This window comes from Flavihumibacter cheonanensis (assembly GCF_022352215.1).
Lineage (GTDB): Bacteria > Bacteroidota > Bacteroidia > Chitinophagales > Chitinophagaceae > Flavihumibacter > Flavihumibacter cheonanensis.
Map to the genome: position 1 here is coordinate 163,054 of NZ_JAKRWF010000005.1, position 13,694 is coordinate 176,747.

At 43.3% G+C, this 13,694-nt stretch carries 8 protein-coding genes; 2 read left to right on the forward strand and 6 right to left on the reverse strand.

The features are described from left to right. Nucleotides 1–60: 60 nt before the first annotated feature. Complete coding sequence (locus tag MD536_RS19675; protein ID WP_239603272.1) at nt 61–1,269, forward strand: DUF5009 domain-containing protein; 1,209 nt, start codon at nt 61–63, stop codon at nt 1,267–1,269. 26 nt (nt 1,270–1,295) lie between these two features. Here the strand turns inward: MD536_RS19675 and MD536_RS19680 are convergent, their stop codons facing one another. The 4 genes from MD536_RS19680 to MD536_RS19695 are packed head-to-tail and all read right to left on the reverse strand — an operon-like array spanning nt 1,296 to nt 8,633. Then, nucleotides 1,296–2,876 (reverse strand): calcineurin-like phosphoesterase C-terminal domain-containing protein, encoded by a 1,581-nt coding sequence (locus tag MD536_RS19680; protein WP_239603273.1) that lies wholly within the window; start codon nt 2,874–2,876, stop codon nt 1,296–1,298. Between the two features lie 5 nt (nt 2,877–2,881). Further along, the gene (locus MD536_RS19685) at nt 2,882–4,315 is read right to left on the reverse strand and encodes a SusD/RagB family nutrient-binding outer membrane lipoprotein (protein ID WP_239603275.1); all 1,434 of its coding nucleotides are present in this window, start codon (nt 4,313–4,315) and stop codon (nt 2,882–2,884) included. A gap of 18 nt (nt 4,316–4,333) precedes the next feature. Then, complete coding sequence (locus tag MD536_RS19690) at nt 4,334–7,573, reverse strand: SusC/RagA family TonB-linked outer membrane protein (RefSeq protein WP_239603276.1); 3,240 nt, start codon at nt 7,571–7,573, stop codon at nt 4,334–4,336. 22 nt (nt 7,574–7,595) lie between these two features. Continuing rightward, complete coding sequence (locus MD536_RS19695; protein ID WP_239603279.1) at nt 7,596–8,633, reverse strand: FecR family protein; 1,038 nt, start codon at nt 8,631–8,633, stop codon at nt 7,596–7,598. Nucleotides 8,634–8,735: 102 nt separating this feature from the next. Between MD536_RS19695 and MD536_RS19700 the strand changes: the two genes are divergently transcribed. Next, entirely contained in the window at nt 8,736–9,326 is a 591-nt protein-coding gene (locus MD536_RS19700) for an RNA polymerase sigma-70 factor (protein WP_239603280.1), read from the forward strand. Here the strand turns inward: MD536_RS19700 and MD536_RS19705 are convergent. Beyond that, the gene (locus MD536_RS19705; protein WP_239603282.1) at nt 9,307–10,149 is read right to left on the reverse strand and encodes a 3-keto-disaccharide hydrolase; all 843 of its coding nucleotides are present in this window, start codon (nt 10,147–10,149) and stop codon (nt 9,307–9,309) included. The two genes, MD536_RS19700 and MD536_RS19705, sit on opposite strands and share 20 nt — an antisense overlap. An 87-nt stretch (nt 10,150–10,236) precedes the next feature. Then, a complete protein-coding gene (secA, locus tag MD536_RS19710; protein ID WP_239603284.1) occupies nt 10,237–13,563 on the reverse strand; it encodes a preprotein translocase subunit SecA in 3,327 nt (1,108 codons plus the stop codon). Nucleotides 13,564–13,694: the final 131 nt, after the last annotated feature.

Here is a 13,694-nt window from a genome sequence, read left to right on the forward strand (position 1 = left end):
AGGTGGATGCCACCGGACGGGTGAGGAAATTTGGTATATTAGAGGGATAACCTAAACTAAATGAGCTCTGATTTTATCCCTAAAGCCCCCATTCGCGTGGCTTCTATTGATGTGCTGCGTGCACTCACCATGTTTGGAATGATTTTCGTAAATGACCTCTGGACACTGAAAGATATTCCACACTGGTTGGAACATGTTGCTGCAGATGCAGACGGAATGGGCTTTGCGGATATTGTATTTCCGGGTTTTCTTTTTATCGTTGGTATGTCCATCCCCTTTGCAGTTAGAAACCGGCAGGCGAAAGGAGATAACCAACAACAACTTACCCTTCATATTCTCCAGCGCGGGATTGCCCTGCTCCTGATGGGGGTATTCCTGGTAAACGGAGAAAATATCAACGAAACTGCAACCGGTTTCTCAAGGGGAGCGTGGAATGTAATCAGTTGGATCGCTTTTATGGTGCTTTGGAACCAATATCCAAAACATTGGAATAAAACAGGTATCCGCATAGTCCAGGTACTGGCTTTATTGGTGCTCGGGGCATTAGCTTTTATCTATCGGGGTGGCTCAGCCGAAAGTTTATCGGGATTCACTACCTGGTGGTGGGGCATTCTTGGTTTGATCGGTTGGGCCTACCTGCTAGCTGCTCTACTCTTTACCTGGGTGAATGGAAAGATAATACCTATCGCAGTTGCTGCAGTTATTAGTTTAATTATTTCAGTAGCGCACCACCTTCATTGGTTGCCTGAACAGGGCTTGCTTAATACACTTCTTTCACCCATTGGGCATGGTGCCATGACGGCATTTACAATTGGCGGGGCATGGGCTTCCCAGGTATTTTGGAAAGGACGCCAGGCAGATCAGTCCATGGCGAAATTGTCAGTTTTATTTGGGGGTTCTGCATTGCTGTTGCTTGTTGCTGGTTTTCTGACCCGGCCGCTTTGGGGAATATCCAAAATTCAGGCTACGCCTTCCTGGGTGATGATTTGTGTCGCAATTTTCCTGGTACTTTTTTTACTAGTCTATCAGCTGGTGGATCAACAACAAAAATCGAACTGGTTTGCAGCCATTCGTCCGGGAGGAACAGACACACTGCTTTGTTATGCACTTCCTTATTTTGCGTATGCAATGATTCGTCCTTCCGGCCTTTACCTGCCCGACTGGGCATTGACCGGATCAGTCGGATTGCTTAAATCTTTGCTGTTCTCGCTCTTAATGATTCAAATTGCCGGATGGCTTAGTAAAAAAGGATTAAAGCTGAAATTGTAAAAAAGCCTCCCGAAGGAGGCTTGGATCTATTCTGTAGTTTTTTCAACCCTGAAACCGCGTTGAGCAGCAAAGACACGGCCAAACATATCGGTTGCCCGTATTTCTATTTGATGTGTTCCTTCCGGAAGGTCAGTAGGAAAGCCGATTCTGAAAAGATGCGTAGATTTTTCAGGATTACTGGGTCTTTTACCATTTAACAGCGTATCTGACATATCCCATTTAAAAACTGCCTGCAGATATGCAGGATCCGCATCTTCCACATAGTTCATTTTTTTCCAGGCTCCTCCGTTAATCCTGCATTCAACCAGCGATCCCCGATGGCCCATAAAAAAATTGACATGTATGCCTGCCGATGTCCTTTGCTTAAACGGAATAACTTTCGGTGCGGCTATTTCCATTTGATACGAGGCTGGTTTGCCGGCAACCTTATAGTCAATCAGGTATTGGTTACCGGTAATTTGTAGAAATGCATACCCTTTTGGAGTTCCATCCCGCATGGTTGAAACGGGAATGCCGGCTTCATTTAATTCTCCTTTGTACCAGTCGCCGGATGTTGTTCCTGCATTAAATTCATGATGCGGTTTTGCTCTTTCAAAGCCGTCCTCCTTCCCAAAAAAATCATTTCGTTGCAAATGGGTATGGGCAGATAAGGATAAGGTATTGGGATAATTTTTCAACAATTCAAAGAGTCGCCTTCTATCAGCTGAGCGAAATGCTTCTTCACTGTTTTTTAAGGGAATATGAAAAGCAAGCACAATGAGGCGGTCTGATGGTACCGTCCTAAGATCATTTTCAATGAACTCAAGTTGTGAAGCACGAAAACCACCCCAGTAACCTTTTTGATCTCTTGGATCGGGGTACAGAATATCATCAAGTATGATAAAATGCGCTTTTCCTACATTAAATGCATAATTGGCCGGACCAAAATTTCTTTCAAAAGTTTCATCTGCCAAGGAATCTGCCGTAGCATCATAGTTCATATCATGATTACCCATGAGATTGTACCAGGGTATACCCACTTTCTGCACTGCTTTGATATAGGGATTATGTAAATCAAGATGATCTCCCACCAGGTCGCCCAAACTCAAACCCAATAGCGCATCTTTAGACCCCTCCAGTTCAGCAACTACACCTCTTGCAAAATACTCCACTTCCTTCTCCGTGTAGGGTTGTGGGTCTCCAAATAACAAGGTTGTGAAGGTGTCCGTAGCGATTTGTGGAAGCAGTGGGAAGTCCACAAAAGCAGGTAGGGGTCCGGTTGGTTCTACTCCTTTATACTTAAAACCAGCCGGCGATCCAGACGGTTTATGATTATAAAAAAACTGCGGCTGATTGAACTCGTTTACCGGGCAACTGTATTCAGAAGGTTTGATAACAAAAACCAACTGGTCATCCGATATCGGAATTTCGTAATAACCGGAAGAATTGGTTTGCACTACCTGGATGCCATTGGATACCGCCACTCCAGGAATACCTTTTTCTTTTTTATCACGTTTGTTGTTTTTATTGCTATCTGCATAAACATAGCCTTTTGCTATGGTCTGCGCCATTACCACCTGGTTCAGCAGGCTGAAAACTAAACAGTAACTTAATAATTTGTATTTCATATGCTTTATTTTTCCCACCATCCTTTACTATTAATATTATCTCCGCCCATCCGTTCAACTGCTTTATTATAATTCTCGGTATTGGTGGACCGAATCGCAATCGGGTAATAATAGCGTACGGGCATTTTCTGATCGTTTACCATACCTGCTCCCTTTGGTAATACAGGAAAACCAGTTCTTCTGTGTTCAAACCATTGCTGGAAGTCTACAAAATACAAGCTAAAGTATTTTTGACGGTGGATGCGCTCCAGGGTTCCATCAAATACTGTTTCCGTATTTTCAAAATAATTCGCTGGCAGGGTTGCTCCCCATTGTTCGATAGACGATTTTACTCCTTTTTCATAGGAGGTCTTAGCTGTAGTCAGATCATCTGATAACAACGCAACTTCCGCTTTTATGAATTCAACTTCAGAATAAGGAAGTATTGGGCAGATCATAGGTGCTGTTACAAGTGCAATGTTTACATTGGATGGGATATAGTCAAACTGGCTTTCTGATCCATCAAATCCACTTGGGATGCCCTCATAACCAATGGTGGTATTACCTGCTGGATTTCTGGCCTGTGTGCAGAACTTTTCTCTGCGCGGATCATTCATCGCGTTTAGTTCATCAGTAAAAAATTTTCCGGCTGCGCGAAAGGTAGTAAAATCAACAGCTCTTCCCCAGGGCGATAAAAAAGGCGTTACCCCGGAAAGTGTAAGAATGGCCGCTTCCTCATTTTTCGTAAATACAGGGTAGGTAGTAGGATCGGCGATCATTGTTCTCAACTGAGCCAGGCTATTCATTTCGGGTTTCGCTGAAACACGTAACAGCAATCGCATTCGTAGTGAATTGGTAAATTTCTTCCATCTGCTGATATTATTTCCCATCAGAATATCAGTGCCAAAATTCATGGCTTTCGAAGGATTATACAAGGTGTTGGCCAACTCGAGGTCTGATAATATGCGGGTGTATACTTCCTGTTGTGTATTAAATGCCGGGCGGAAAATTCCCTCCTCTCCACGGCCTGCTTCATCCATCGGAATGTCTCCAAAACAATCCGTTGTGTTTGAAAGAATCCATGCTTTTAATGTAAGCGCAATTGCCTGGTAATTGACATCTTCAGCAGTAACTGCAGCCTTGTGCATTTCCAGTACGTTTGTCAGCCAGCGATAATAGGTATTCCAGGTGGAGGCACCTGCGTTTTCCTGTATGTCATACCGGTGAACACCACCCGCAACACTTGGATATGGTAAGGCGACCTGCATAAGGTTAAAGGTAAAGTCATCCGCTTTTTCCATGTTGAAGGCGGTTACGGAATATAATATCGGATTTAGTAAGGTGCCGGGACTAATCTGGCTAATTCTGTTAGGATCCGTATTGGTTTCCTCGAAATTTTTGGTGCACGAAACCAGGCTTGCCAAACTAATGATGAGCAGGCTTATTCGAATTTGTTTCATAATGCTTAATTGAATCGATTAAAGTTTTACTGTGAGATTAAATCCAAAGGTTCGCTGTGTGGGCATCTGTCCCATTTCAATACCTGGGAGAATCGTTGATCCATTGAGCGCTGCAGTTTCCGGATCGAATATGGGAAACTCGGTCCACATCCATAAATCTCTGCCATATAGGGCAAGTGATACCTGTTGAAAACTTGTTTTGCGGATCCAGCTCATCGGAAGATTGTATTCAATTCTGGCTTCTCTTAATTTAATATAGGAAGCGTCGAATGAGTTTGATTCCACATTGGCTCTTCTGTAATAATCAGCATAGTATTGATGAGGTAATACTTTGGTTGTATTGGGAACATATTTACCTTCAGCATCCAATACGACCCCTTCGCCAATAATGAAATTTTCTTCCCTGCCTCTGAGTGTATGTTTAAGTTTTCCCTGTTCACTCATTTTGTGATGTGTCTGGGAATAAATAATGCCACCATACTGACCATCAAACAGGATACTCATGCGCAAATTTTTATAAGAGAATTCATTCCGGAATCCTGCTTTCCAATCGGCATAAGCGTTGCCGATATACTGAATCTCCTGCGGTCTTGCTGGCAAACCGGCAGCTGTATAAATGATTTGCCCATCCGGAGATCGCAAAAATCCAAATCCATAAATATCTCCGGTGGTTCCACCTACCCTGGCCTGAATGGTAGCATTTCCTCCATATCCGATGTCCTGTTTGTCTTCCATTCCCTCTGTGAGCTCCAATACTCTTTTCTGATTCTTTGCCCATGTAAGGAAACTGTTCCAGCGGAAGTTTTTCGTTTTAACAGGCTCTCCTGTTACTACCAATTCAACACCCCGGTTTCGAATTTTTCCACCGTTTAATACAGCTCTGCTGTATCCGGTTGTCGGATCCAATGGAGCTTCCAGGATCTGGTTGCGGGTGATATTGTTATAATAGGTTAAATCAATTCCAAGCCTTCCTTTAAAAAAGCGAATGTCAAGGCCAGTTTCCACACTGTTGGAAATCTCAGGTTTGAAATTTACATTGTGCAACGTGGTTGGTACGGACGCTGAACTTGGAAATTCACTGGTGCCATAATATTTTCTTGTCTTGTAAGGATCTGTATCATTACCTACCTGTGCTGCTGACAATCTGAGTTTGGCAAAAGAAATCACAGCTGGTAATGACATCAATTCTGATAGGATAAAACTGCTGCTTACAGAAGGGTAGAAGAAGGAATTGTTTTGTTTCGGTAAGGTGCTGCTCCAGTCATTTCTACCGGTGATGTCGAGAAATATTTTGTTTTGAAAATTAATGGAAGCTAACGCATATAAGCTATTCAGGTTCTTATTTCGGTCGATAGAATTGGTTACAGGTGTGCCAATTCCGTTCGCTAACATATAAACACCCGGTATCACCAATCCATTCACGTAACTAGTCAAACTATTGTATCTCCTGCTCATCAGGTTGCCACCGGCTGATGCTGTTAGCTGAAAGTTTTTTCCTAGCTTTTCCTTATAAGTTAGCAGGGCATCCGTATTGATTTCATAAAAGTTAATGGCTTGCTCCCTGTAGTAGCCGTTTTTAAAATTGGCTGAACTGAAAGGCCGACGGGTTTGCCGGTCTTCCATACTCATGTCAATACCAGATCGAACCAGGAATTCAAACTTTTTACTGATGGTGTAGTTAGCGCTAAGGCTTCCGACTACCTGGTTGCTTTTTACGCTATTTGTCATCTCATATGCAATCAGAAATGGATTGTCGATAAAGGAGCTAAAAGGATGAATTTGATCAATTTGATTCAGGCCTTTTTTCCAAATCGGCCGGTACCAATTAAGGTCGACATTCGGGTTTTGAAAAATCATGAAATAGGAGATGGATTGATTGTTATATCCAGTTGCAGGAAGATTATCACTGGTCTTGTTAGTGAAGTTGACTTTGGAACTGATACGAAGTCTGTCAGATGCTTTAAAGTTTAAACTCACAGCCGCTGTAATTCTTTCAAACCCCGTATTGGGCATGATCCATTCATTTTTGGTATGAGTAATGGATGCCCTCGCTGAACCCCGTTCTGATCCTCCTTCAATGGAAAGATTGTTGCTTAACGTATAACCTGTTCTCCAAAAGTCTTTTACATTGTTTTTATAGGGTCTCCAGAGGGTACGTTCTGCGCCTCTTCCTTCTACCGAAGGATCATATTGGTAATAATATTGCCCTTCAAATCTGGGTCCATACGCACTACTGGTACCACTCGTACTGGCGCCATCTTCAGAAGCTCCATATGAATAGTATTTATCTCCATTCGTATTTCTTTGTGTTCCGGTGCCCTGTCCATATTCATGCTGAAAATCGGGCCATCTCAGAATATCGTTTACGCTTGTATTGGAGTTAAACGTTACGCCAATCCCTTTTGATTTTTTTGCACCCGATTTTGTTGTGATTAATAAAGCGCCATTCGCAGCTCTGCTTCCGTATAAGGCAGTCGCACTGGGTCCTTTTAAAACTGTTATGCTTTCTATATCATCCGGATTGATGTCACTGATACCATTCCCGAAATCTACCGGTACATCGTTACCAGAACCCGCCTGGTAAGCATTGGATACTCCGGATGAAGTGAGGTTGCTGTTCATTGGCACACCATCCAAAACGATCAGCGCATTGTTGCCTTCCGGATTTAACGATGCATCCCCTCTCAATGAAATACGTACTGAATTCAATGGCCCTGATCCTGGTGAAACCATTGTCAGGCCAGCCACTTTACCGGAAAGTGCATTGGCGAAATTGTTGGATCGGGCATCGTTTATTTCCTGACTGCTAACCGTTTGGGCTGCATATCCAATTGCTTTTTCTTCTTTTTTTATTCCCAATGCTGTTACTACCACTTCATTTAAGGAACCTGTTGAATCTCTTAACTGCAGATAGATCGATTCCGTTTTTCCAGCCTGCATATTGGTGCGGGTTAGCTGCTGAGTAGCATATCCCACATGTGAAATCGTAATTTGCAGTTGTCCCGCCAGTTGTGCATCAGACAAACTGAATATTCCTCTGTTGTCTGTACTAATGGTTTTGGTAAAACTGGTTTGCTGGTTTTCAATTTTGACAGTTACGCCTTGTAATGGATCTCCTTTTTCGTTTTCAATTAATCCTTTGAGGGTAGGAGCCAATGCTTGTGCTTTTAGTTCACCCTGAGCTGACTGAATGAGGATAAGCAGTAGGGTAAGACTATACACAATAAGTCCCCTCATCACTTTGTAGCAATGTTTCATGTTTACTGAATATTTAGATGTTTTACTTTTTTTGTACTTCCAGGCCGTTGTTGCTGACTTTGATTTGAAGCGAATACAATAATTCCAGGCGCCTTATGATATCCTTTAGCTGGTCTTTCTCATGTATTTTTCCCGAAAAATAAAAATCACTTAATTCGTCGGAATCGTACTGGATGGTAATTCCATATCCGGCTTCCAATTCCCGTAATACTCTTGGCAAGGAGGATTGATTAAATACTTTGCTGAAGCCTGATCTGTTTATTAAATCCGGTTTCGCAGGTGGAGCTGCTTTTATAGCAGGTATCGACCTTTTTTTAGCAACGTATAATTCAGAATTACCAGTTGATTTACTGATTTGTAAACTATCACCTGGTTTCATATATACAGGGCGTTGATTAGTGCCGTTTCTTACATATTCCACCTGTACTTTTCCGGTATGTAATTTTATAAATGTAGACTGCTGGTTGCGGGTGTCAATGGTAAAACTGGTCCCAAGCGCTGTTGTTGAAATGAAACCAGTTTGAACACGAAAAGCAAGTGGAAGACCCTTTTGCACGGAGAAAAAAGCCTTGCCAACCAAACTGATCTGCCGATCTTTTATTCCGAATGTGTTCTGGTATTCAATTGTGGATCCCGTTATTAATTTAATTGTAGAACAATCAGATAAATGAATGATCATTGTGTCACTACCGGTATTGGATATACGGGTTTTACTGGTGCCTGCAATTACTGTTTGCCCTGAGGAGTTAGCAGGTTTGTTCAGGTATATACCCAAACTGCTTACTGATACAATTAGTATGGCTGCAACAGCCCACCTGAATATGTTTTTTGTACGTTGCGCGTGTTTTACTTTTAACTCCGCTGACTGAATAGCATGCTGTACACCGATCCATACACTTGCCTCAAGTGTTTTTATCTTTTCTTCGGGCAATTCCCCCTGTAAGGAATTTTTTTTGTCCGTAACCTGCTGAAACCATGTTTCCAACTCAATGGACTCCGGCTCTGTCAGACGATCAGATTGAAATTTTTCCAATAAATACAATAACCTGCTTCGCAGCATTAGGGGGCTTTTGCATGAATATGCCGCCAATCAAAAAATACCCCCATCTGTTTTTTCACAAATCAACTGAATTCATATTTAGTTAATACGGACCGCCTAGTTTTGTTCAAAACGAAGATCATCTCTTACCCTGTAGGACATATTAAAGATCATTTGTGGTCGCGTATCAAAGCGAACGATCCTGCTGCTTTTGAACAATTCTACCAGCGCAGCTTTCAACAGTTGAGCAATTACTGTTTCAAACTCGTACATGATGAAGAAATTGTAAAGGATGTTTTGCAGGATATTTATACTGCATTATATCTTAGAAGAGGTGAATTGCCAGATGATTTAAATGTTATGGGATACCTGACAAATGCCATCAAGTTTAAAGCTGCCCATATTATCAGGCATCAATTGGTGAAAAATGTTTATTCCGAACATCTTGCCAGCTCCTCTCTTCAGGCTTCAGAAAATACTGAAAAGCTGGTTGAGTTTAATGAATTAAACAACCGATTGGGGAAGTCGCTGGCAGATCTTCCAGAGAAGTGCCGGACAGCATTTATTCTTAACAAACTGGAACAATACCCTTACAAAGAGGTTTCCCAAAAAATGGGAATTTCGGTAAAGACAGTAGAAAAACATATCAGTCGGGCCCTCAAACAATTAAGGGCCGAACTTAGTGACGCACGTTCTATTTTTCCTTTTTGGTAGCAGGGATATTTTGTAATGCCGCTTGCAGTTTTGCCGCATTATCTTTGAATGCACTCAAATCCACTATCTCCACTTTTCTGTACTCAATCGGATGGCTTTCTGATTGCAGGGAGATATAACCCTCACCAATCAGTCCTCCATCTTGTAGCCCCATGCCTTTCACCCATGGATCACGACCATCGTATTGAGGACGTGTATAGGTCAATACGGTATCTCCCTGAATAATATGTTTAATGATGGAATCACCCAATACCAGCATTTCTGCACGTACCCACTGGTCGCCATGATAGGTTTTGGAAGTGGAATTAACACAATGCGGAGTAAATAATTTGTCATTCAAGAAAACATTCGTACCCGGTGTACACAGATTGCCGGTAGTTCTGGGGTCTTTGCCATTTCCTCCCAGGAATTGCGCTTCCAGGGATATCGGAAAATCCTGTTCTTTTTTCATGGTTTCCGGGGCCTGGCAATGTAACATAGCGCCACTGTTCCTTATCGCCCAACCCGGCCCTTCCTTCACCTGCTCACCTACAAAACGATACTCCACCCCCAGCAGGTAATGACTGTATTTGTTCTTATGAAAAATATGACCATACTTTTCTTTGAATCCATCATATTGATCATAGGAAACCTTCAATACACCATTCTCTACCCGAAAGGTATTCCCGAAATTATCATGGAGGTCATGGTCCTTTATTTTCACTTTCCAGTCGCTCAGGTCTTTGCCATTAAACAACTGTACCCACTGCAAAGAGGCTTTCTGGTTACTGCTGCCACAGGAAAGAACAACGCAAATACAAAGGGTCGAAAGAAACTTTTTCATGCCGGTTGGTTTTGTCAGATTCAGTCCTAAGTTAAAAAAGAAAAGGTGCCCGCAGGACACCTTTTTATAATTTGCTCAATCGTTTGATTACGCTCCGTGACAGTTTTTATACTTCTTGCCGCTTCCACAAGGACAAGGATCATTGCGTCCTACCTTGGGTCCAACCCGGATGGGTTCGCGTACGGTTGGAGTTCCGCTTGGGTCATAATAATCATTCTGATTGGCTGCATAATCATCACCCCTTGCATCAACATCTTCCTTGTTGGATTGCAGTTTGCTCATATCGGTCTTTTCTTCGCGACCTTCTTTGATGATTTCTGCAGGTTGCTGTTGTTCCATCGGAATTCCGCAATGGGCCAGGAAAGAAACGATTTCACGATTCACTTCACCATCCATCTTGCGGAAAAGATCAAAGGCTTCCATTTTATAAATCACCAACGGATCTTTCTGCTCCAGATAAGCAGTCTGTACACTTTGCTTCAGATCATCCATAGCACGAAGATGCTCTTTCCAGGAGTCATCAATGAGTGCCAGCGTGATGGTTCTTTCCAATGCATTGGTTAATTCCCGGCCGTTGGTATCAAGTGTCTTCTGCATATTACTTAACACGTTGATGCCTTTACGTCCATCCGTAAACGGTACTACCACATTTTCAATATGACTTCCCTGTGTGCTGCGGATATTCTGGAATACCGGCACTGCCTGCTGACCAATAGCCTGCATTTTCTGCTGGTATCTTGCGGTTGCTTCCTGGTACAAACGATCTGCCAGTTGCTGTGCATTGCCAGATTTGAATTCCGCTGCTGTAATCTGTGTGTCTAGCCCAAAATTCATAATAGCACCCAGTTTGAATCCTTCAAAGTCATCCTGCTCTTTGAAAGAAGTTACCAGGCCTTCTGCCACTCCATAAAATGCATTGTCCAGATCAAGTGCCAGGCGCTCTCCAAACAGGGCGTGATTACGTTTCTTATAAACAACATTCCGCTGCTTGTTCATGACGTCATCATATTCAAGCAAACGCTTACGGATACCAAAGTTGTTTTCCTCCACTTTCTTCTGCGCTCTTTCAATGCTCCTGGTTATCATGCTGTGCTGGATCACTTCCCCTTCTTTGTATCCCATCCGGTCCATAAGGGAAGCAATTCGGTCGGATCCAAACATACGCATCAGGTCATCTTCCATGGATACATAGAACTGAGAAGTACCTGGGTCTCCCTGGCGACCTGCACGTCCGCGTAACTGGCGGTCTACCCGGCGACTTTCATGTCTCTCTGTACCAATAATTGCTAATCCGCCTGCTTCTTTTACACCTGGTCCCAGTTTGATATCTGTACCACGTCCCGCCATGTTGGTGGCAATAGTTACCGCGCCTGCCAAACCAGCTTCGGCTACCACCTGGGCTTCCCTTGCGTGCTGCTTTGCGTTCAATACGTTGTGAGGAATCTTTTTACCCTGCAACATCCGGCTTAACAATTCACTTACTTCAACTGAAGTGGTACCTACCAGTACGGGTCTGCCGGCATTGCGGAGCTGCTCAATTTCTTCAATTACTGCAGTGAATTTTTCTTTTCTTGTTTTGTACACCAGGTCCTGCTGATCCTTTCTTGAAATAGGCAGGTTGGTGGGAATAGTTACTACATCCAGTTTATAGATATCCCACAATTCAGCTGCCTCTGTTTCAGCCGTACCCGTCATACCCGCCAGCTTGTGGTACATCCTGAAATAGTTCTGTAACGTAATGGTAGCATAGGTTTGTGTCGCTGCTTCAATCTTCACATTTTCCTTCGCTTCAATCGCCTGGTGTAAGCCATCTGAATAACGACGACCTTCCATGATACGACCTGTCTGCTCATCCACAATCTTTACCTGTCCTTCAATTACCACATACTCTACATCCTTGTCAAATAGAGTGTAAGCTTTCAGTAATTGCTGGATGGTATGAATGCGATCCGCTTTGAGTGTGTATTCGTTTAACAGTGCTTCTTTTTGCTGCAGTTTATCTTCTGCACTGGCAGTTGCGTCTGCTTCAATTTCTCCAAGTTTGGAGCTGATGTCTGGCAGCACAAAGAAATCAGGATCTTCCCCGGAACGGGTAATCATCTGAATACCTTTTTCAGTCAGATCAACGGAGTTGTTTTTTTCATCAATATAGAAATACAATTCGGCATCTACCTTTGGCATCTCTTTCGACTGATCTGCCAGGTAATAGTTTTCCGATTTCTGTAATTTTACTTTTACACCGGGCTCACTCAGGAATTTGATAAGAGCACTGGTCTTTGGTAAACCACGATAGGCGCGCATCAGAGCAAGACCGCCATCTTTCGGGTCATCGTTTCCTTCTGCAATCTTTTTTCTGGCTTCAATCAGGAATTTATTCACCACCTGCTTCTGTGCTTCTACCAATTGCAGAACACGTGGTTTTAAAATATGGTATTGCTGGTCTTCACCGCGGGGTACAGGTCCGGAGATAATCAAAGGCGTCCGCGCATCGTCAATCAATACGGAGTCCACCTCATCCACCATGGCAAAATGGTGTTTACGTTGTACCATTTCATCCGGGCTGTGCACCATATTATCACGCAGGTAATCAAAGCCAAATTCATTGTTGGTGCCATAGGTTATATCCGCCATATAGGCTCTTCTGCGCTCTTCACTGTTGGGCTGGTGCTTGTCGATGCAATCCACAGTCAATCCAAGCCATTCGAATATGGGGCCATTCCATTCAGAGTCGCGGCGCGCCAGGTAATCATTCACCGTTACAATATGAACTCCTTCGCCCGCCAGTGCATTCAGATAGGCGGGCAGGGTAGATACCAGGGTTTTACCTTCACCGGTTGCCATCTCCGCAATTTTTCCGGAATGCAGCACAAATCCACCAATCAACTGCACATCGTAATGCACCATGTTCCAGGTTACGGTATTGCCGCCTGCTGTCCAGCTATTGCTGAAATGGGATTGATCGCCTTCGATTTTTATGTGTTCTTTTTTAACTGCCAGTTGCCTGTCCAGGTCAGTGGCACTGGAGATCATAACCGGATTTTCCTTGAAGCGGCGGCTGGTTTCTTTTACTACAGCAAATGCCTCCGGAGCGATCTCTTTCAGCACTTCTTCAAGCTGCTCGTTTTTCTTCTTCTTGAGTTTGTCCACCTCCTGGTAAATTGCGTCCTTACCGGAGAAATCACTGAAGGGGAGAGCTTCCGCCTGGGCGTTCAGTTGTGCAATTTCTTGGTTTATGGAGCTTACATGTTGTTGGATCCGATCCTTGAATTCCCTGGTCTTGGCTCTTAACTGATCGTTGCTAAGTGATTGATAAGCAGCAAAATATTCATTCGCCTTAGCCACTAATGGCTGGATGCTTTTAACGTCTTTCTCCGATTTGCTTCCGCCAAATAGTTTCTGAATAAAACCTAACATCGTTTTGGGTATTGTCTTAAAAGATTTCGTTTCTGCGCGTAATTACCTCTGTCAATTTCAGTGCTACACTTCCTGTTTAGTCAAATTGTCAGGCTGGCAAAGGTACGGCAAGCCAACCGGAATTGGAAGAG

What these genes read in the sequence shown, in the direction of transcription:
- MD536_RS19675 (WP_239603272.1), top strand. Translation starts at nt 61, where the DNA reads ATGAGCTCTGATTTTATCCCTAAAGCCCCCATTCGCGTGGCTTCTATT.
- MD536_RS19680 (WP_239603273.1), bottom strand. Translation starts at nt 2,876, where the DNA reads ATGAAATACAAATTATTAAGTTACTGTTTAGTTTTCAGCCTGCTGAAC.
- MD536_RS19685 (WP_239603275.1), bottom strand. Translation starts at nt 4,315, where the DNA reads ATGAAACAAATTCGAATAAGCCTGCTCATCATTAGTTTGGCAAGCCTG.
- MD536_RS19690 (WP_239603276.1), bottom strand. Translation starts at nt 7,573, where the DNA reads ATGAAACATTGCTACAAAGTGATGAGGGGACTTATTGTGTATAGTCTT.
- MD536_RS19695 (WP_239603279.1), bottom strand. Translation starts at nt 8,633, where the DNA reads ATGCTGCGAAGCAGGTTATTGTATTTATTGGAAAAATTTCAATCTGAT.
- MD536_RS19705 (WP_239603282.1), bottom strand. Translation starts at nt 10,149, where the DNA reads ATGAAAAAGTTTCTTTCGACCCTTTGTATTTGCGTTGTTCTTTCCTGT.
- secA (WP_239603284.1), bottom strand. Translation starts at nt 13,563, where the DNA reads ATGTTAGGTTTTATTCAGAAACTATTTGGCGGAAGCAAATCGGAGAAA.